The sequence below is a fragment of the Pseudomonas syringae KCTC 12500 genome, assembly GCF_000507185.2.
GTDB classification, from domain to species: domain Bacteria; phylum Pseudomonadota; class Gammaproteobacteria; order Pseudomonadales; family Pseudomonadaceae; genus Aquipseudomonas; species Aquipseudomonas syringae.
Genome location: NZ_AYTM02000002.1, coordinates 2,862,325 through 2,883,118, shown reverse-complemented (window position 1 = coordinate 2,883,118; position 20,794 = coordinate 2,862,325). Strand labels below are relative to the sequence as shown.

General features: G+C 59.3%; 11 protein-coding genes. 4 read left to right on the top strand and 7 right to left on the bottom strand.

Features of this window, described 5'->3' with window-relative positions:
- The first annotated feature begins 92 nt into the window (after nucleotides 1-92).
- A complete protein-coding gene (locus tag V476_RS13140) occupies nucleotides 93-1,361 on the top strand; it encodes an MFS transporter (protein ID WP_024959599.1) in 1,269 nt (422 codons plus the stop codon).
- Between the two features lie 143 nt (nucleotides 1,362-1,504).
- Here the strand turns inward: V476_RS13140 and V476_RS13135 are convergent, their stop codons facing one another.
- The gene (locus V476_RS13135) at nucleotides 1,505-2,641 is read right to left on the bottom strand and encodes a hypothetical protein (protein ID WP_024959598.1); all 1,137 of its coding nucleotides are present in this window, start codon (nucleotides 2,639-2,641) and stop codon (nucleotides 1,505-1,507) included.
- A 420-nt stretch (nucleotides 2,642-3,061) separates the two neighbouring features.
- Here V476_RS13135 and V476_RS13130 point away from each other — a divergent pair, with 420 nt between their 5' ends.
- Genes V476_RS13130 through V476_RS13120 form a run of 3 tightly spaced genes read left to right on the top strand, consistent with a single transcriptional unit; the run spans nucleotide 3,062 to nucleotide 6,751 of the window.
- On the top strand, nucleotides 3,062-4,411 hold the full coding sequence (locus tag V476_RS13130; protein WP_024959597.1) for a GntT/GntP/DsdX family permease: 1,350 nt from the start codon (nucleotides 3,062-3,064) through the stop codon (nucleotides 4,409-4,411).
- Nucleotides 4,412-5,272: a MurR/RpiR family transcriptional regulator gene (locus V476_RS13125; RefSeq protein ID WP_024959596.1), complete on the top strand. Its 861-nt coding sequence runs from the start codon at nucleotides 4,412-4,414 to the stop codon at nucleotides 5,270-5,272.
- 3 nt (nucleotides 5,273-5,275) lie between these two features.
- Nucleotides 5,276-6,751 carry an N-acyl-D-amino-acid deacylase family protein gene (locus V476_RS13120; protein ID WP_024959595.1) on the top strand — a complete coding sequence of 492 codons (1,476 nt, stop codon included), beginning with the start codon at nucleotides 5,276-5,278 and terminating at the stop codon, nucleotides 6,749-6,751.
- A 44-nt stretch (nucleotides 6,752-6,795) separates the two neighbouring features.
- Here the strand turns inward: V476_RS13120 and V476_RS13115 are convergent, their stop codons facing one another.
- The 6 genes from V476_RS13115 to gltB all read right to left on the bottom strand — a co-directional run bounded on the left by V476_RS13115 (nucleotide 6,796) and on the right by gltB (nucleotide 20,690).
- Entirely contained in the window at nucleotides 6,796-7,977 is a 1,182-nt protein-coding gene (locus tag V476_RS13115; RefSeq protein ID WP_003341370.1) for a Fic family protein, read from the bottom strand.
- Nucleotides 7,978-8,206: 229 nt separating this feature from the next.
- Nucleotides 8,207-9,271 carry a uroporphyrinogen decarboxylase gene (gene hemE / locus V476_RS13110; protein ID WP_003392301.1) on the bottom strand — a complete coding sequence of 355 codons (1,065 nt, stop codon included), beginning with the start codon at nucleotides 9,269-9,271 and terminating at the stop codon, nucleotides 8,207-8,209.
- Nucleotides 9,272-9,410: 139 nt separating this feature from the next.
- Nucleotides 9,411-12,671, bottom strand: a complete 3,261-nt coding sequence (locus V476_RS13105) for a dermonecrotic toxin domain-containing protein (RefSeq protein WP_024959594.1) — start codon at nucleotides 12,669-12,671, stop codon at nucleotides 9,411-9,413.
- Nucleotides 12,672-12,994: 323 nt separating this feature from the next.
- Complete coding sequence (locus V476_RS13100) at nucleotides 12,995-14,542, bottom strand: amidase family protein (protein ID WP_024959593.1); 1,548 nt, start codon at nucleotides 14,540-14,542, stop codon at nucleotides 12,995-12,997.
- Between the two features lie 165 nt (nucleotides 14,543-14,707).
- A complete protein-coding gene (locus V476_RS13095; protein WP_003422526.1) occupies nucleotides 14,708-16,126 on the bottom strand; it encodes an FAD-dependent oxidoreductase in 1,419 nt (472 codons plus the stop codon).
- A gap of 118 nt (nucleotides 16,127-16,244) precedes the next feature.
- A complete protein-coding gene (gene gltB / locus V476_RS13090; RefSeq protein WP_024665235.1) occupies nucleotides 16,245-20,690 on the bottom strand; it encodes a glutamate synthase large subunit in 4,446 nt (1,481 codons plus the stop codon).
- Nucleotides 20,691-20,794: the final 104 nt, after the last annotated feature.

The following is a 20,794-nucleotide window of genomic DNA, read 5'->3' as shown; positions in this document are numbered from 1 at the left end:
CCTATCAAACAGGTCGAACAATATATTGGATGGAATGATTAGCGAGCTATATGATTTTTTCATTGCCTGCTCAACCTTGCCCTGAGGTCCTTGTGAACCCTGCCGTCGCCCCGTCCACTCCCGACTTGAACACCTCGCCCGTACAGTCGTCGACACTGCCCGGCGATACCTACATCGAAAAGAACACGCCGCTTTTCAAACGCACGGCATTGGCGCTGTTCGCCGGCGGGTTTTCGACCTTTACCCTGCTGTACTGCGTTCAGCCGATGATGCCGACGCTGTCCAGCGAGTTTTCCCTGACAGCGGCGCAAAGCAGCCTGATCCTGTCCGTGGCCACGGCAATGCTCGCCATCGGCCTGCTGATCACCGGGCCGATATCCGATCGGCTGGGGCGCAAGCCGGTGATGGTCATGGCGCTGTTCTGTGCCTCGCTATTCACCATCGCCAGTGCCTTGATGCCCAGCTGGGAGGGCGTACTGATTACCCGCGCCCTGGTAGGCCTGTCACTGAGCGGCCTGGCGGCAGTGGCGATGACCTACCTGAGCGAGGAGATCCACCCCACCCATCTGGGCCTGGCGATGGGGCTGTATATCGGCGGCAGCGCCGTCGGTGGCATGAGCGGAAGGCTGATCGTCGGGGTGATGATCGACTACGTCAGCTGGCACGCGGCGATGCTGGTGGTCGGCGGGCTGGCGCTGATCGCCGCAGCGGTGTTCTGGAGGATCCTGCCGGCGTCGCGCAACTTCCGCCCGCGCTCGCTGCACCCTCGCAGTCTGCTCGACGGGTTTGTCGTGCAGTTTCGCGATGCAGGCTTGCCGCTACTGTTTCTGACCGGCTTCCTGCTGATGGGCGCATTCGTTACGCTGTTCAACTACATCGCCTACCGCTTTCTGAGCGCACCCTACAACTTGAGCCAGGCCGTGGTCGGCGTGTTCTCCGTGGTGTACCTGTCGGGCATCTACAGCTCGGCAAAGATCGGCTCACTGGCTGACCGCCTTGGCCGCCGACAGGTGCTGTGGGCGGTGATCGTGATGATGCTGGCCGGCCTGCTGCTGACCCTGTTCACCCCACTGCCACTGGTGATCGTCGGCGTACTGATCTTCACCTTCGGCTTCTTTGGCGCACATTCAGTGGCCAGCAGCTGGGTCGGACGCAGGGCCACCACCGCCAGAGGCCAGGCCGCGTCCCTTTACCTGTTCTGTTACTACGCAGGCTCGAGCGTGGCCGGAACCGGCGGCGGAGTGTTCTGGCACTACGCGGGCTGGAACGGCATCGGGGTGTTTATCGGCGTGTTGCTGCTGATCGCCCTTGGTGTGGCGTTGAGGTTGGCAAGGTTGCAGCCGCTGGGGGCGCAGGTTTAGACGCACATCGGGCGATGGCAGGTGGGTTGAACCAGAGCGCACTGACGCATCCGCCTATGCTGGCGGACAAGCCCTGCATGGGCTGTTGATCGTAAAAACCGGCGTCTGCGGAGATTCTTTCACAGCGTGTCGTAATGCATTCGTTATTTCTTGGTGGGCGCTACTGTAGCTTGCCAGCCATTAACCAATTGCATGTTTTGAGCGACGATTCGACAGGCTTTACCCGTTGCAACGCGGCAATTGCCGAGCGCTCTTTGTCGGGCTGTCTTGATTGAACGCGCGCCGTAAAACCAGAAGAGCCCATCTGCTTCTGCGGACTTTGCCATGGCCTTTTCGGTAACACTCAGCAGATACGCATTAGCTTCTGCACGGTCGGCGGGGGACAGTTTTGAAAGCAACGGCATTAATGCTTCATCGTCCATACCAGGAAGACGATTGGCCTTTAAGAAGTCCTCGATGTGGGGTTTCAACAGTTTATTGGCCCCATTTTTATAAAGTGTATGACCATCCTGACCAAACGGTGGCAGCGCCACATAATCTGCGTGACCACCCTGCGAGCGATAGCCAGCAACCATCCGTGTAACCAGGTCGGGGCTGAAATACGGATCATTTTCAGCATACATCCAGAGCGTCGGCGTCGGGTTATTTGTGCCGAAGGTGGTGAAGTTTCGTACCAGATCCGCCTGATACAGTGAGCAGTCAGCTTCAGGAGAACCCATCGTGGAGTAGTGATAAACACCGCCGGAGATGTTGATCACCGCTGCCAATGGATGATCAGGTCGAGCGGCCAGGTCCAGCATGGAAGCTCCGCCGATCGAAATCCCTACACCCAGTGCCAAGGATGGATCGACATCCGGACGCTTGCGCAGAGCTGCCAATGCGGCTCCAAGCTCTTCTCCATGTGTATCCAGAAATCGAGCCACATCGGGGTTGGTGCAGCTGCCGGCTTCATCCATGAAGCGTCCGGTCGAGCGGCCATAACCGGGCCACACAATCGATGCGGCAAGCCAGCCCCGGTGCGCAAAGTCATGAGCGATGTGAGCGAGCCAGTCGGCATGTACAGACGAAGGCTGTGCGGCTGAGCCATTAATGATCAATGCAACAGGGAACTTTCCGGCGCGCGCAGGACGGACAATCAATGCTTCGACTTTTTCACGGTGGGCGTTGATGTGAATAGGCAAAAGGAGTTGCTGTTCACGTACTGCTTCATCGGCACAGGCCTGGCCTGAATAAACCAGCAACGCACACACGAGGGTCATCAAACGCAGCATCGATTGCATGATAGAAAACTCGCCCAGGCACTCACCAACTCTCTTCAAGCTAACCCAGATCGTCTTCTGCGGCTTGTGAAGCTTTCGAACAAGTTCTTTCCCAAAGCGCTGCGTCAGGCCTGTCTCATAACACCGGCCTGCCAGCGCCGATGCAGAGGCGACTCAGGATGTGCGCCTACCTGCGCATACTCAAACGAAGACAGGAAAAGAAAGTTATTTTCATATATTTGTTTATATTTCATTTTCGTGTAATTTATTTTCATCACGAAAACAGAGATAAAAATAATGAATACCTGTGATCGCCCTGAAACGCCCCTGCTCCATCTTATTGCGTCGTCCCTGCCGAGTACTCCCGAGTCGCCTTCAGGCTGACAGCTTCAGCTGTTGGTGTTGCGCCCTCGCCTACCCACTTTGCAAGGAACCGTCGCTATGTCGCCGTCACCCGGTATTTCGCTATTGGTCTACGCCGCTGTCGCCATCATCGCCTTGATCGTGCTGATCGCGCGTTACCGCCTCAATCCGTTTATCGTCATTACGCTTGTTTCGGTCGGTCTGGCCCTGGTCGCTGGAATGCCGGCCAGTGGCGTGGTCGCCTCTTATGAAGCGGGGGTTGGCAAAACGCTGGGTCATATCGCGCTGGTCGTGGCACTGGGCACCATGCTTGGCAAGATGATGGCCGAGTCTGGCGGTGCCGAGCAGGTGGCGCGCACCCTGGTCGACCGCTTTGGCGAACGCAACGCGCACTGGGCCATGGTCTGCATTGCGTTTCTGGTGGGCTTGCCACTGTTCTTCGAAGTCGGCTTCGTTCTGCTGGTACCGATTGCCTTCACTGTGGCCCGGCGTGTCGGGGTGTCGATTCTGATGGTCGGCCTGCCGATGGTCGCCGGTCTGTCGGTCGTGCATGCGCTGGTGCCGCCGCACCCTGCTGCGATGCTCGCCGTGCAGGCGTATCAGGCGTCGGTGGGGCAAACGCTGTTCTACGCCATCCTGATCGGCATCCCTACAGCGATCATCGCCGGCCCGGTGTATGCCAAATTCATTGCCCCGCGCATCCACTTGCCGGCTGAAAACCCGCTGGCCAAGCAGTTTCTCGACCGCGAACCACGCCAGACGCTGCCCAGCTTCGGCCTGACCATGGCCACGATTCTGCTGCCGGTGGTGCTGATGCTGCTGGGTGGCTGGGCCAACCTGATCAGTACACCGGGCAGCGCGTTCAACAGCTTTCTGCTGTTCATCGGCAACTCGGTGATTGCCCTGCTGCTGGCCACCCTGCTGAGTTTCTGGACGCTGGGCATCGCGCAGGGCTTCAACCGCGACTCGATCCTGAAATTCACCAACGAGTGCCTGGCACCGACCGCGAGCATTACATTGCTGGTAGGTGCCGGTGGCGGTTTGAACCGCATTCTGATCGACAGCGGCGTGACCAATGAGATCGTGGGTCTGGCGCAGGACTTTCATCTGTCGCCCCTGCTGATGGGCTGGTTGTTCGCGGCACTGATGCGGGTTGCGACGGGGTCGGCAACGGTGGCGATGACCACGGCATCGGGCATCGTCGCACCTGTCGCGCTGGGGCTGGGTTACCCGCACCCCGAACTGCTGGTGCTGGCGACGGGCGCAGGCTCGGTGATCTTTTCCCACGTCAACGACGGTGGTTTCTGGCTTATCAAGGAGTATTTCAACATGACCGTCGCGCAAACATTCAAGACCTGGACGGTATTGGAGACGCTGATTTCGGTCGTCGCTTTCGCCCTGACGCTGGGCCTGGCGCAGGTGATTTGAGTGGACATTCTGTACCAGATACGTGCCCGTCAGGATTCCCTCAGCGCGGGAGAAGGACGAATTGCCAGGCTGTTGCTCAGCGATATCGCCTTCGCGGCCAGTGCCAGTCTGGATGAGCTGGCCAGCCGCGCCGAAGTCAGCAGTGCGACGCTGTCACGCTTCGCGCGCAGTATCGGTTGCCGGGATCTGCGCGACTTGCGCCTGCAACTGGCCCAGGCCAGCGGCGTCGGCAGCCGCTTTCTGCATCCAGAACCGGCGCCGGAGCAGTCGGCGTTTTTCACCCGGATCGTCGACGATATCGAAGCCACCCTGCGCCAGCACCTGGCCGGCTTTGAAGCAACGCGCTTTGCCGCCGCCATCGCCTGTGTCGCCGATGCGCGCATGATTCACACATTCGGCACGGGCGGCTGCTCCAGCCTGTGCAGCGAGGAACTGCAAACCCGGCTGGTCCGCCTGGGTTACCCGGTGGCCGCCTGCCGCGACCCGGTGATGATGCGCATGGTCGCCGCCACGCTTGGTCCGCAACACAGCCTGATTGTCTGCTCGCTCAGCGGACGCACACCGGAACTGCTCGACGCCGTAACTCTGGCGCGCAGCTACGGTGCCCGCGTGCTGGCCATTACGCTGCCTGATTCACCACTGGCACAACTGGCCGAGGTCGTGCTGCCGTTACAAATTGCTGAAACCAATTTCATCTATAAACCCACCGCAGCGCGTTACGGCATGCTGCTAACCATCGATGTGCTGGCCACCGAACTGGCGTTGGCGAGCCCTGAAGACAATCAGGAGCGACTGCGCCGGATCAAGCTTGCGCTGGATGAATACCGTGGCGGCGAAGATGGCCTGCCGCTGGGAGACTGAACCATGCTTTATGACCTGATCATTCGCGACGCACTGGTCATCGACGGCAGTGACACACCGGGAGTGCGCGCCGATGTGGCAATCAGCGAAGGACGCATCCAGCGCATTGGCAGTCTGAGCGATGCCAGTGCTCGGGAAGAAGTCGATGCGGCCGGTCGCGTACTGGCCCCCGGGTTTATCGATGTGCACACCCACGACGATACGGTGGTCATCCGCAAACCCGAGATGCTGCCGAAAATCAGCCAGGGCGTGACGACCGTCATCGTCGGCAACTGCGGGATCAGCGCGTCGCCGGTTTCGCTAACGGGCAATCCTCCCGACCCCATGAACCTGCTGGGCGACGCGGCTGCGTTCGTCTATCCACGCTTCACCGACTACCGCGCCGCCGTCGACAACGCCCGGCCCGCCGTCAACGTGGCGGCCCTGATCGGCCATACCGCCTTGCGTAGCAACCACATGGATGACTTGTTACGCAGCGCCAGTCCGGAAGAAATTGCCGCCATGCGCGTGCAGTTGCGTGACAGCCTGGAAGCGGGCGCGCTGGGGTTATCGACCGGCCTTGCCTACGCCTCTGCGTTCTCGGCCGAAACCAGCGAGGTCAAACAACTGGCGGAAGAGCTCAGCGCGTTCGGCGCGATTTACACCACCCACCTGCGCAGCGAATTCGAGCCGGTGCTGGAGGCCATGGCGGAAGCATTCGATATAGGCCGCCATGCGCGCTCACCGGTCATCATCTCGCACATGAAATGCGCTGGTGCCGGCAACTGGGGACGCAGCCCGCAACTGCTGGCAGCCCTGGAAAAAGCCGCGCAGGACCATCCGGTAGGTTGCGACTGCTATCCCTATGCGGCCAGCTCTTCGACGCTGGACCTCAAACAAGTTACAGACGCGTTCCGCATCACCATCACCTGGTCTACGCCGCACCCGGATCAGGGCGGCAGGGATCTGCAGGAGATTGCCGCCGACTGGGGGCTGTCATTGCTGGACGCCGCACGCAAGTTGCAGCCTGCAGGCGCGGTGTACTACGGCATGGATGAGGGCGACGTCGAGCGCATCATGTCTCACCCGCTGGCGATGATCGGCTCCGATGGTCTTCCGGAAGACCCGTTTCCCCATCCGCGCCTGTGGGGCGCGTTCCCCAGAGTGCTCGGGCATTTCAGCCGCGACAAGGGTCTGTTTGCGTTGCACACCGCCGTACACAAAATGACCGGGCTGTCGGCCGCGCGCTTCGCCTTGCGTGAGCGCGGTCTTATTCGCGAGGGTTACTGGGCGGATCTGGTGCTGTTCAACCCGCAAACCGTACGCGACGTTGCAGATTTCAAAGACCCTCAGCGAGCGGCGCAAGGCATCGACGGTGTCTGGGTCAACGGCCGCTTGAGCTATGCCGACGGCAAACCGCATGGCGAGCGACAGGGCCGATTCCTGCCCCGCAGCGGTTCGCTGCGCGAAGGCTTTGCGGATGCGAAAGCGCCGACGTAGTCGTCGGCGCTGAAAAGGGAAGGATGACCCTGGTGCGTACAGGGTTACCAGAGGTAGGGAAACAGGAACTCGATCGAGTGCCGGGATAGGTTCAGGGCTACCGGCTTGCGGCCGTCCAACGTTATCAAGCCCTCTTTGGCCATCTGGCTCAACAGACTGCGTGTGGTGCGCTCGCCGACGCCCAAGCGGGCCTGAATATCAGCGCGCTGCTGATCGCCCTGGTAGAGCAACGCCTTATAGACATCTCGGGCCTCTATACGGAGCTCAGGAAGAGTCTCGCCCTTGCTGTCCGAAAGCGCGCGACGGCTGCGCATCTCGAAATAAACGTCGATCCGCTCGCCAAGCCTTTCCGGTTCAAGCTGCGCGCTGAAGTATTGCACCTGATCCAGGGCAGTCTCCGTGAAGAAACGGGTCCAGCGCAACAGGCCACTATCCGAAAGCTCACCCCGCCCGTCCAGCTCACCTTTGCGCGGGTGGTCGGCGGCGCCAAGCATCTCGTAGTAGGCGGTGACGTTGCGGGCAAATCCACGGCTCATGGACCACAGACCATACCCACCAAAGCCAGCTGCCTTGAGGTACTGATCCGTGAACAGGCGGCCGGTGCGACCGTTGCCATCCATAAATGGGTGAATCCACATCAGCCTGTGGTGCGACGCTGCAGCCGCAAAGAAGCCCGAAAGGCCGTGAATCCAGTCCAGGCGGTACATTCGCTCAAAATCGTTGAGGTATGTGGGCATCTGCTCGACGGTTGGAGGGATGTGCTTGCCGACGCGAACCCCCAGATGCCGGAATTCGCCGGGGACCATACGCACGGTATCGCCCTTCTCATTGAGTTGAATATCCAGCATATCTTCGGGCACGCCAACATAGAACTCGCGGTGCATGCGTGAGATAGCGCTCTTCGTGCACACGTCGACCTGATTGATAGGCTCATCGGTAAGTCGACGCTGGGCTTCAATGTGACGCTTGATCTCCTGCAGGTCCTTTGCACCCTTGAACTCCTGAGGCGCATCCTCGGCACGCAGAATGTCGGCGGGAATCGTGGAGTTACCCTCGATCTTGTTGCTGTAGTAAGAATTCACCACCCGAAGCAGATTCATCATCGGCAAGCGCAGCGGGCCCGGAATTTTCGCGTGGAGGGCCGCATCGAGCCGCATGATCTGGACGACCTGATCCTGCAACTCATCGGGCGCTTTGTCTTGGGGAATGTACGGTGTGAATGCCATTTGCCGGTTTTAAACCCCACCTAATGCCCCTACTTATAGGGGCTGGGTAATTTTTAACCGGCTATTTTTGCCGGCTTGCTTGCCGGCAATTTATCACTCCTTGTCCCTAAGAGCACTACCGTCGTCCGATGACCAGCGATCAGCCCTGAGAATCAGCAAGAGGAATAGTCTTTTCTATTTCCTCTCCCATAGGTTCAGCTCTCAAAAACCAACATCGTCAGCCCAGCAACTACTGGTGATACTGCGCCGACAACTCGTGTACCGCGTTGATGAACGCACCGGCATTGGCCGGGTCGACTTCAGGGGTGATGCCGTGGCCGAGGTTGAAGACGTGGCCGGTGCCACTGCCGTAGCTGGCAAGGATGCGCGCGACTTCCTGGCGGATGGCTTCCGGGCGCGCGTACAGCACGGTCGGGTCCATGTTCCCTTGCAGCGAAACCTTGCTGCCGACACGCTGACGCGCTTCGCCGATGTCGCAAGTCCAGTCCAGCCCGAGGGTGTCTGCACCGATGTCGGCAATGCTTTCCAGCCACAGGCCGCCGCCTTTGGTGAACACGATCACTGGCACCTTGCGCCCGTCGTTTTCGCGAATCAGGCCGTTGACGATCTTGCGCATGTAGGCCAGCGAGAACTCCTGATACGCCGCCGAAGACAGGCTGCCGCCCCAGCTGTCGAAGATCTGCACGGCCTGCGCACCGGCCAGGATCTGGCCATTGAGGTAGGACGTCACTGACTGCGCCAGCTTGTCGAGCAGCAGGTGCATGGCTTGCGGGTTGTCGTAAAGCATGGCCTTGGATTTGCGGAAGTCCTTCGACGAACCGCCCTCGACCATGTAGGTCGCCAACGTCCACGGGCTGCCAGCGAAACCGATCAGCGGTACACGACCGTTGAGTTCGCGGCGAATGGTGCTGACCGCATCCATCACGTAACCCAGATCCTGCTGTGCATCAGGGATCGGCAACGCTTCGATGTCGGCCAGCGTGCTGACGGTTTTCCTGAAGCGCGGACCTTCGCCGGTTTCAAAGTACAGCCCCTGGCCCATCGCATCGGGAATGGTCAGGATGTCGGAAAACAGAATCGCTGCGTCCAGCGGGTAGCGATCCAGCGGCTGCATGGTGACTTCACAGGCGAACTGCGGGTTCTTGCACAGGCTCATGAAGTCCCCGGCACTGGCGCGGCTGGCGCGGTACTCCGGCAGGTAACGACCTGCCTGACGCATCATCCATACCGGCGTGACGTCTACGGGTTGCTTGAGCAAAGCGCGAAGGAAACGGTCGTTCTTCAGGGCAGTCATGTCGGCATCCGCAATAAAAGTGCCGGCATTTTCTCAGAGCTCGACGCAAAAGGCACGGCGGGAGCCGTGCCTTTTGTCTATCGAGGCGATTTGCTGTCGTTATACAGGGTCATGCGCCTTCAGAACCGGCCGATTTCTCTCACATGTTCTTATGGTTGACGATATCGAAAGGCTCAAGCATGCCTTTTTCCACCCGCTTGAGCCCCAGACGCCAATCCCCTCTCCCAGTGCTATCGCCAATGGAAGTCAGGTCCAGGAAATAAAACTTTCCGTTTTTATCCAGTTTATTTTTTGCAGTGGGCTTCCATTTATGCAGGTGAGCAGCGCCATCAAGAACGTACTTCTCAACAGCATTCTTGACTGAGGCTTCCAGATCCTTGGCCTGTATATGCTCATACGCCGCTTTGAACTCGGCAGTGTCGAAAAAATCATTCATGTGTATTTTGTACCTGAGCTTTCCAGCGCTCTTGCCCGGCGTACCGGCACCGCCTGCTGATTCCATGGGCAGTTTGGTTATGCGGTGTCTGCCACCGCCGCGCAAACCGGTCGACGCATGCACCCAGACACCTTGATCGTCAAGCTGGATCGGCAGTTGGTAGTAAGCATCTGGCCGCCGCGAATCGATAACCCGCCACGCTGCCGAGTCGGAGTCATATGTGACGGCATAGGCTTTTTCCTGTTGCACGGCATAAAAGCGGCTCGGCACACCCTCTTGAGCTTTCTCATGGATGCCCCGGTAAATCCCGTCGTCACGCATTTTCAAACCGACAGGCGTTTTGGATACGGCTGTTTTCGGGTCGAGCACAGAGCGGCCTGTCTTTGCCGCAGAAGACGTCCTGACCCGCCGTCCTTTTGACAGCGTCAGTGCATCGGCCAACAACAGCGCCGCCTGAACGAAATACAACGGAGCGATACCCTGTTCGCTGGACTTCTTCCCAACGCCCTGCCAGATGGCGTAAAAACTGCGAAGGGCAGCGATCGGCAACTGCACTTTGAAAGGCGTGAAGATGAGGACGATGTCGCCAACGACTTTGGTGATTTCCCAGGCACTTTCCCAGTAGGTTTCCCAGTTGGTATTGGTCTGTTCATCGACGGCAGAAATCACCCGAGCGACTTCAGACTCATAGACCGCCTCGAGAAAATTCCCGGTACACGGCTGCAGATCCATGAACAGCGTGTCACGGCCAGCGGTCAGCACATGCCTGACATCGGCCTGGGCGGCCAAAGGTGCCTTGCCCACCAGATAGTCCAGAAAATCGGGCTCAAGCAGGATCCGCTGCCGAAACTCCTGCGAATTGCTCATCTCCCGAAAGCATATTCCGTCAGGAGCCTGCGGGGTAAAGACCATCAGCGTGGCGACGCTGGAGCGCGACTCTGTGCCGATCACCAATACACCACTCAATGAAACACCATTGATGAGTAACTGGCTGACCTGAATGCGATGCCCCTCCACCATTGCGCGATCATCACTGTCAGTTGGATGATCAAGCACCGCGGCAACCCATTTGTAGCCTCTGTTCGCCAGCTCGGGAGGAAGCCCGCCATCGCCCAGAAAGTCGCCCGCCATCTTCGCCTCGATCGCGTCGAGGCGCATTTGTGCGCGCATGACGCGTGCATAACGCTCACAGTGCCATTGTCCTGCCGCCGACGTGGACAGAACCGTGCTGAGGTATCTGGAGTAACTCTCACCAATGTTCAGATCACGAATCAGGCCAAACAGATAACCAGCGTTGAGGAAACGGACCAATTGCCCTTGATCGTCAAACGCGCGACTGGTGAGTAGAAAGTTGATATTGGTGAAGGCAATGTTTTCCAGCGACAGATCTGTAAGGCTGCGCTCTTGAGTTTCGTAATGCGGCTCCAGCTCGGAAGGGCCGACATATTCGTAATCGATATCAATGCCGACACCCGGATCAATCTCGACGCTGATGGTATGGACGGTGATAAGGTCAGGATCCACTGTCATACCGTGGTCGAGCAAAATTCGCTCTTGTAGCCTCGCCCGGGCGTAGTGACGCAACCGGTCCGGCTGTCCGTAAATGGAAGGATCCAGCAGGTCAGGTGCCTGGGCTTCGAGCAAGGCCTGACTGTAGTCCTGCACCGCCACTTGCCAGCGCTGTTTTTCGACATCGGTCGCGTTCGCGAACCAGTCAGGCAGACAATCGCTTTCGATTTCAGTGGGTTGCTCAGGGTCAAACCAACCGCGATTTTTCTCAATGGCACGCCGGGTCAGAACGTCGCGAATCCCTTTCACATCCTGCTCGAACTGCATGCCCAGCGCAGAACGCTCTTCGGTTTTCAATTGCGAACCGATCGCGAGATAGAAGCTGTCGGTACCCGGCTTGAATGAGACAAACTCACCGTTCTCGGCGTCCCGTGCACTGTAATTACCGTAGCCGTCATGCCGCAAAACGATACGGGTATCGTCAGGGTCTGCCGGGAAGGACTCGCTATCGCCGGGCTCGAAGATCAGCAACGCTCGCCCCGATTCAGCAGCCAGCAATTCGCTTGTGATCTTGCGGGCCAGCTCATCGGTGCAGGCGTTGAAGCTCCGTGTTCGCGACAGGCCGTCGATAGCCAGACTGCTGCTCCATTCCTGCACAGAAATGTTCAAGGCCTCGTCGAAAGAGTCTGGCAGACCACCATTATCCAGAAAGTCAGCGTCGTCCTGCACTGTCAGCGGCAACTGCTCCAGCAGCTCTTCAAGACGTCCGACGGGAACCTGTGGGTATAAAGCGCACAGTTCGCTCAGAGCAGCGGAAAGCAGAGTCTGCTGACGAATCCACAGGGGCAGGAAGGGATTTCGTGTGCGGGTATCCAGCTGAACCTTCGAGGCGCCCTCACCGGCCGCCACAAGTGCATCGAATAACAGCGGCCTCTGGTCATTTGCCAGCCCCGCTATTTGCTCGCGCAGGGTGACGATTCGTCCGCTATCACTGTGACTACCGGGAAAGTTGCCGCCCATTCCGACCTTGGAACCTACCGGCAACTGACTGAACACCCAACGCAGCAATGGCTCGTCATCGGCGACCGGAATATTATCCGGAACGATATAAGCATCAGCGTTCTGCATCAGGACAACACTGTTCTGAACGACGCTTTCATCGTTGCCTTTCAAAAAAATCGCGAGGACTTCGTCGTTCTCGTTGTGAATCCGGATCGACAGGTCTGCAGGCCATTCAGGCAACTGAACCAGTAAGGCAAACAAAGCCTCATCGCCGTCATCCGGGAAAAAGTCTTTCTCTGTGAAGCGCTCGACGAACTGGTCGATTATCCGGTCTGCCCGTTCCCGGTTGCGGTGTTCGCGGACGGCAACGCTACTGGGCGTGAACCTGTCCGGGCCGAGAGATTGCTGTTCAGTGGAGCGCGCAAGCTTGCCCATGGGTGCTGCGTTCAACATAGCTATTTCCTTATAGCAACATGGATGGAGGGAGTATCCAAGACGATGAGCTCCCGATGAGGATCAGGAGCGTAATCCTTTTCAGGCGTCGGTAAAGGGGGCGGAAAACAGCTGTAAACAATCACCTGTCACCTACACCGCAACAGGCTTTGATCGGCATTCAAAAGAGGGATTGAAACCTTGATACACCGCCTGTGGCAGGGCGGCGAAACTTAATGAAAAGCGCTTTTCAATACCGGGATCAGGTTATTTCAAAACGTCACGAAACCGTTTTCCCAGCCCCCCCAATCCAGGCCTGACCTTGGCCACGCTGGAATATGGAATCAATTATCCTGACTGATACCCGAATGCCCCGAAGCTGCAGATGCTGCAAGCGCCTGTTCAAGTGCGTAGGCATAGCTCAGCAAATCAGCTTCATCCCAGGCAGTGGAGAGAAAATATAACCCTCTTGGCAGGCCATTCTCTTCGAACCCGACGGGCACGGTTATTCCCGGATAACCCGCGATTGCGCCAACCGCTTTGAACGAAACCTCTGACCAGTCAATCAGCGCGTCAAGCGCGTGCTGTTGCAGGAGCCCATCGATCAATTGCCGATGGGCAGTGCGCAGACTGGTTGCAATGGACAGGTAATCCTCCTGATCGAGAGTCGCGCCCGAGGAGTCGATCATTAAATCCTGGTCATAGGCTTGCGCCCCATCCGACGCGGTGTTGAATGCGATGATGTCATCCAGCGTGCTGACACCCAGCCCGGTGCGTGTGCTCAAGTAAGCGTTAAGCTCACGCTTGAAGTCATGCAGCAGCACTCGATACTCCGGGGTGCTATCAATCGACGGAACGTCGACTGGAACCAGTATCGCCCCGGCGGAACTCAAACGACTCTTCACCTTTTGGAATTCAGGATCGTCGTCCATCAGCATGCCGTCATGGGTGCGGCTCGAATAGCCCAGGCGCTTGCCATTCAACGCGTCCGTTCTGAGCTGATCGACATAGTTCACGGTGTTAGCAGTGGCTTGGGCGGTGGCGTCGTCGAGAGGGTCGGTGCCGCTCATCGCCGTCAGCAGGATGGCGGTATCCGTGACCGTTCGCGCCATGGGCCCGGGGGTGTCCTGACGACTGGAGAGCGGAATCATGCCGGTACGGCTGAGCAGACCCAGCGTAGGCCTCAGCCCTATCACACCACTCGTGGCGGCAGGCTGGATGATCGACCCATTGGTCTCGGTGCCCACCGCCAAGGGTGAAAATCCAGCCGCAAGGCCCACTGCCGAACCGGAGCTGGAGCCGAGCGGATCAGCGTTCAAGTCATAGGGATGACGCGTCTGCCCGCCGCGACTACTCCAACCGCTCGGCACCTCGTACCCACGAAAATGCGCCCATTCGCTGAGATTGGCTTTGCCGATGATGATCGCGCCGGCCTCGCGAAGCCGCTGCACCACGAAAGCATCGTGGGGCGCAGGCGCCCCGACCATAGCGAGCGCACCCGCAGTCGTCTGCATCCTGTCGGCCGTATCGAGATTGTCTTTTATCACGATGGGGATGCCATGCAGCGGCCCACGTTGCTCCCCACGGGAACGCTCCCCGTCCAGTTGCGCGGCTATCTGCAGAGCGTCGGGGTTGATTTCAATGAGGGCGTTAAGCGCCGGGCCATTTTTGTTCAGCACTTCGATGCGCTGGAGCAGGTCTGTCACCAGCCCGGCAGAGGTCAGGCTGCCTGCGCTCATGCGTCGCTGGAGCTCGACACTGGACTCAAAGTAAACCGCCTTGTTTTCGATGATCGAACCGAAAACCGGTCCATCGAAGTTGGCGTACGCCTGGCTGGCAAATGTGCAGGGCGCTATCGAGAGCGCGAGACAGAAACCAAACTGATTGTTCATGATGTCCTTCCCTGGTTGATAAAACGCTCGTCTTGAGCGAGTTACACCAAGCTTAGGAAGGAGGGGGCAGAAGGGATGTCAGAGAAATCGGTAAATTACCCGTGATGGGTAGACGCTTGTTGCCAGAGCGCGCCTGAGTAGCGGCACGCTCTGGCAACACAAGGCTCAGACGCCCAGGTAATCCAGAATCCCTTCAGCCGCATTACGGCCTTCGAAGATAGCGGTCACCACCAGGTCGGAGCCGCGCACCATGTCGCCACCCGCGAAGATCTTCGGGTTGCTGGTCTGGTGCTTGTACTGCGCCTGTTCCGGGGCCACGACGCGGCCCTGGCTGTCGGTGCTGATGGTGAACTGCTCGAACCAGGGCGCCGGGCTTGGGCGGAAGCCGAAGGCGATGACCACGGCTTCTGCCGGGATGATCTCTTCGGAGCCCGGAATCGGTTCGGGACTGCGACGACCACGGGCATCCGGTTCGCCCAGGCGCGTCTCGACCACTTTCACGCCTTCAACCTTGCCCTCGCCAATGATGGCGATAGGCTGACGGTTGTAGAGGAACCTCACGCCTTCTTCCTTGGCGTTTTTCACTTCCTTGCGCGAGCCAGGCATGTTTTCTTCGTCGCGACGGTAGGCGCAGGTCACTGACTTGGCGCCCTGGCGGATCGAGGTGCGGTTGCAGTCCATCGCCGTGTCGCCACCGCCCAGAACCACGACCCGCTTGCCCTTCATGTCGACAAAGTCTTCCGGCGCCTTTTCAAAACCCAGGTTGCGATTGACGTTGGCGATCAGGAAGTCGAGCGCATCGTGCACGCCGGGCAGATCCTCACCGGGGAAGCCGCCTTTCATGTAGGTGTAGGTGCCCATGCCCATGAACACCGCATCGTACTCGGCGAGCAGTTGATCGATGGTGACATCCTTGCCGACTTCGGTGTTGAGACGGAATTCGATACCCATGCCGGTGAACACTTCACGGCGATGGCTCAGCACGGATTTCTCCAGCTTGAATTCCGGGATGCCGAAGGTCAGCAGACCGCCGATTTCCGGGTTCTTGTCGAACACCACCGGGGTCACGCCGCCGCGCACCAGCACGTCGGCACAGCCCAGGCCCGCAGGCCCCGCGCCGATGATCGCGACGCGCTTGCCGGTCGGCACGACCTTGGACATGTCCGGACGCCAGCCCATGGCAAAGGCAGTATCGGTGATGTACTTCTCGACCGAACCGATAGTTACCGCACCAAAACCGTCGTTCAGTGTGCAGGCACCTTCACACAGGCGATCCTGCGGGCACACACGGCCGCAGACTTCCGGCAGGGTGTTGGTCTGGTGCGACAATTCCGCAGCCGCGAGGATATTGCCCTCGGCGACCAGCTTGAGCCAGTTGGGAATGAAGTTGTGCACCGGGCACTTCCATTCGCAATACGGGTTGCCGCAGCCCAGGCAGCGGTGCGCTTGATCGGCAGACTGCTGGGGCTTGAAAGGCTCGTAGATTTCCACGAACTCTTTCTTGCGTTGACGCAGCAGTTTCTTCTTCGGGTCTTTACGTCCGACGTCGATGAACTGGAAGTCGTTACTGAGACGTTCAGCCATTCTCTGGAGCCTCTTTGCGGCAGCTTCAAGCGACAAGCTTCAAGCTGCAAGAAATCAATTCAGTTCAATTCACAGGGTGGCAAACTTGCGGCTTGAAGCTAACCGCTAGCAGCTGCTTTTACTGCGGATTCGCCCGAGTGCTGGACAGCAGCGATTTCAGGTTGGCAGCCTTGGGCTTGACCAGCCAGAAACGACGCAGGTAGTCGTCCAGGTTTTCCGCGATATTGCGGCCCCATTCGCTGTCGGTTTCCGCGACGTACTCATTCAGGACGCTTTGCAGGTGAGTGCGGTAAGCCTCCATCGATTCGCCGCTGATACGCTGTATCTCGACCAGTTCATGGTTAACGAGGTCAACGAAGGTGTTGTCCAGGTCGAGCACGTAGGCGAAACCGCCGGTCATGCCGGAACCGAAGTTGTAGCCGGTCTTGCCCAGTACGCAGACGAAACCACCCGTCATGTATTCGCAGCAATGATCGCCAGTGCCTTCAACGACAGTATGAGCACCGGAGTTACGCACGGCGAAACGCTCGCCTGCCGTACCTGCCGCAAACAGCTTGCCGCCGGTTGCGCCGTACAGGCAGGTGTTGCCGATAATCGCACTTTCGTTGGTCTTGAACGGGCTGCCCTTGGGCGGCACGATTACCAGCTTGCCAGCGGTCATGCCCTTGCCGACGTAGTCGTTGGCATCGCCTTCCAGATACATGTTCAGGCCACCGGCGTTCCACACCCCGAAGCTCTGACCGGCAGTGCCCTTGAAGCGGAAGGTGACAGGTGCCTTGTTCATGCCCTGATTGCCGTGCAGTCTGGCGATTTCGCCAGAGATGCGCGCGCCGATCGAACGGTCGCAGTTGCAGATATCCAGTTCGTAGTCGCCACCGCTGAGCGACTCGATGGCCGGCTTGGCCATCTCCACCATCTTCTCGGCCAGCAAGCCTTTGTCGAACGGCGGGTTGCGATCCACCTGGCTGAACTGAGGCTTGTCGGCCGGAATGTGGTCGCTGCCCAGCAACGGTGTCAGGTCCAGATGCTGCTGCTTCTCGGTTTCGCCCGGCAGGATGTCCAGCAGGTCGGTGCGGCCGATCAGCTCTTCCAGTGAGCGAACACCCAGCTTGGCCAGCCACTCGCGGGTTTCTTCCGCCACGTAGGTGAAGAAGTTGATCACCATGTCGACGGTGCCGATGTAATGGTCCTTGCGCAGCTTTTCGTTCTGGGTCGCTACGCCGGTGGCGCAGTTGTTCAGGTGGCAGATACGCAGGTATTTGCAGCCCAGCGCGATCATCGGCGCGGTGCCGAAGCCGAAGCTTTCGGCCCCGAGGATGGCAGCCTTGATCACGTCCAGGCCGGTTTTCAGACCACCGTCGGTTTGTACCCGAACCTTGCCGCGCAGGTCGTTGCCACGCAGGGTCTGGTGGGTTTCGGCCAGCCCAAGCTCCCACGGCGCACCGGCGTATTTGATCGAGGTCAGCGGCGATGCGCCGGTGCCACCGTCGTAACCGGAAATGGTGATCAGGTCGGCATAGGCCTTGGCGACACCGGCGGCAATGGTGCCGACGCCCGCTTCTGCCACCAGCTTTACCGAGACCAGCGCCGCCGGGTTGACCTGTTTCAGGTCAAAAATCAGCTGCGACAAGTCTTCGATGGAATAGATGTCGTGGTGTGGAGGCGGCGAAATCAGCGTCACGCCCGGTACTGCATAACGCAGCTTGGCGATCAGGCCATTGACCTTGCCGCCCGGCAGTTGCCCGCCCTCGCCCGGCTTGGCGCCCTGCGCGACCTTGATCTGCAGCACATCGGCATTGACCAGATACTCGGGCGTCACGCCAAAGCGGCCCGTCGCGATCTGCTTGATCTTGGAACTGCGGACCGTGCCGTAACGGGCCGGGTCTTCGCCACCCTCACCGGAGTTGGAGCGCGCGCCCAGACGGTTCATCGCCTCGGCCAACGCTTCGTGGGCCTCGGGCGACAAAGCGCCCAGAGAAATACCGGCCGAGTCGAAGCGCTTGAAGATTTCGCTCAGCGGCTCGATTTCGTCGATGTTCAGCGGCTGATCGATTGTCCTGACCTGCAGCAGGTCACGAATCATCGACACCGGACGCTGGTCCACCAGTGAGGTGTATTCCTTGAACTTGCTGTAGTCGCCCTGCTGCACGGCGGCCTGCAGGGTGCTGACCACGTCCGGGTTGTAGGCGTGGTACTCACCACCAAACACGAACTTGAGCAGGCCGCCTTGCTGGATCGGCTTGCGCGGGCTCCAGGCTTCGGCAGCCAGCGCCTTCTGTTCGGCTTCGATGTCGACGAAGCGCGCGCCCTTCAGGCGGCTCGGTACACCGCGGAAGCTGAGGTCGCAGACTTCCTCGGACAGGCCAATGGCTTCGAACAACTGCGCGCCACGGTAGGACGCAACGGTCGAGATGCCCATCTTCGAGAGGATCTTGAGCAGGCCCTTGGTGATGCCTTTGCGGTAGTTCTTGAAGACTTCGTACAGATCGCCCAGTACTTCGCCGGTACGGATCAGGTCGCCCAGCACTTCGTAGGCCAGGAACGGATAGACCGCCGAGGCGCCGAAGCCGATCAGCACGGCGAAATGGTGCGGGTCACGCGCCGTCGCGGTTTCGACCAGAATGTTGCTGTCGCAGCGCAGACCCCGCTCGGTCAGACGGTGGTGAACCGCGCCGACCGCCAGAGAGGCGTGCACCGGCAGCTTGCCCGGCGCAATGTGTCGGTCGCTCAGCACGATCAGCGTATGACCGGCACGCACGGCTTCTTCGGCCTGATCGGCAACGCTGCGCACAGCGGCTTCAAGGCCCAGGCTTTCATCGTAGTTCAGGTCAATGATATGGCGCTCGAACCCTGGACGCTCCAGGTTCATCAGCGAGCGCCATTTGGCTGGCGAAATGACCGGCGAGCTGAGGATCACGCGCGAGGCGTGCTCCGGCGACTCCTGGAAGATATTGCGCTCGGCACCAAGGCAGATCTCCAGCGACATGACAATGGCTTCACGCAGCGGGTCGATCGGCGGGTTGGTCACCTGCGCGAACTGCTGACGGAAGTAATCGTAAGGCGAACGCACACGACGCGACAGCACGGCCATTGGCGTGTCGTCACCCATCGAGCCTACGGCTTCCTGACCCTGCTCGCCCAGCGGACGCAGCACCTGATCACGCTCTTCGAACGTGACCTGATACATCTTCATGTACTGCTTGAGCTGCTCGCTGTCGTAAAAAGCCGAACCGTGGTCATTGTCTTCCATGGTCGCCTGAATGCGCAGGGCATTCTTGCGCAGCCATTGCTTGTACGGATGACGCGACTTGAGGCGGTTGTCGATAGCATCGGTGTCGAGGATCTGACCGGTTTCGGTGTCCACGGCAAAGATCTGCCCCGGACCGACACGGCCCTTGGCGATGACATCTTCGGGTTTGTAATCCCACACGCCGATTTCCGATGCGAGGGTGATGTAGCCGTTCTTGGTCGTGACCCAGCGCGCCGGGCGCAGGCCGTTGCGGTCGAGCAGGCAGACCGCATGACGACCTTCGGTCATGACCACGCCCGCAGGGCCGTCCCACGGCTCCATGTGCATGGAGTTGTACTCATAGAACGCCCGCAGGTCCGGGTCCATGGTCTCGACGTTCTGCCACGCAGGCGGAATGATCATGCGCACGCCACGGAACAGATCGATGCCGCCGGTGACCATCAGCTCAAGCATGTTGTCCATGCTCGACGAGTCAGAACCCACGCGGTTGACCAGCGGGCCCAGTTCGTCCAGATCCATCAGATCGTTGGTGAACTTGGTGCGCCGCGCCTGTGCCCAGTTGCGGTTGCCGGTAATGGTGTTGATCTCGCCGTTGTGGGCGAGGAAGCGGAACGGCTGCGCCAGCGGCCATTTCGGCAAGGTATTGGTGGAGAAGCGCTGGTGGAACACGCAGATAGCGGTCTGCAGACGCTCGTCGCTCAGGTCCGGGAAGAAGGCCGTGAGGTCGGCCGGCATCATCAGGCCTTTGTAAATGATGGTCTTGTGCGAAAAGCTGCAGATGTAGTGATCGGTATCTGCGGCGTTGGACACCGACGAGCGGCGACGCGCACTGAACAGTTTGATGGCGAATTCCTGATCGCTCAGGCCTTCACCACCAATGAATACTTGCTCGATTTTCGGCAGGCGCTCCAGCGCCAGGCGACCCAGAACGCTGGTATCGATCGGCACCTGACGCCAGCCCACCAGATCCAGGCCTTCGGCGAGGATTTCGCGGTTCATGTTTTCGCGCGCAGCGTCGGCCCTGGCGTCGTCCTGATTGAGGAACACCATGCCCACAGCATATTGGCGGGGCAGATCGACGTTGAAATGTTGCTTGGCGATCGCACGCAGGAAGCCATCGGGCTTCTGAATCAACAGACCGCAACCGTCGCCGGTCTTGCCGTCGGCGTTGATACCGCCACGGTGGGTCATGCAGGTCAGGGCCTGAACGGCCGTCTGCAACAGGTGATGACTGGGCTCGCCCTGCATATGAGCGATCAGGCCGAAGCCGCAGTTATCCTTGAATTCATCTGGTTGGTACAGACCTGCTTTCATAGACACTTTCTCACCAGGCTGCCTCTATGCGAGGCAAATTTCCTTTTAATTCAACCAATTACCTGTCACGCCGAACGTGCGCCAGCTTCGGACAGGCAAAACGG

Coding starts and splice junctions, on each gene's coding strand:
- V476_RS13095 (WP_003422526.1), bottom strand. CDS start 16,126: ATGGCTGAACGTCTCAGTAACGACTTCCAGTTCATCGACGTCGGACGT.
- V476_RS13115 (WP_003341370.1), bottom strand. CDS start 7,977: ATGGCATTCACACCGTACATTCCCCAAGACAAAGCGCCCGATGAGTTG.
- V476_RS13100 (WP_024959593.1), bottom strand. CDS start 14,542: ATGAACAATCAGTTTGGTTTCTGTCTCGCGCTCTCGATAGCGCCCTGC.
- V476_RS13105 (WP_024959594.1), bottom strand. CDS start 12,671: ATGTTGAACGCAGCACCCATGGGCAAGCTTGCGCGCTCCACTGAACAG.
- V476_RS13130 (WP_024959597.1), top strand. CDS start 3,062: ATGTCGCCGTCACCCGGTATTTCGCTATTGGTCTACGCCGCTGTCGCC.
- V476_RS13135 (WP_024959598.1), bottom strand. CDS start 2,641: ATGCAATCGATGCTGCGTTTGATGACCCTCGTGTGTGCGTTGCTGGTT.
- gltB (WP_024665235.1), bottom strand. CDS start 20,690: ATGAAAGCAGGTCTGTACCAACCAGATGAATTCAAGGATAACTGCGGC.
- hemE (WP_003392301.1), bottom strand. CDS start 9,271: ATGACTGCCCTGAAGAACGACCGTTTCCTTCGCGCTTTGCTCAAGCAA.
- V476_RS13120 (WP_024959595.1), top strand. CDS start 5,276: ATGCTTTATGACCTGATCATTCGCGACGCACTGGTCATCGACGGCAGT.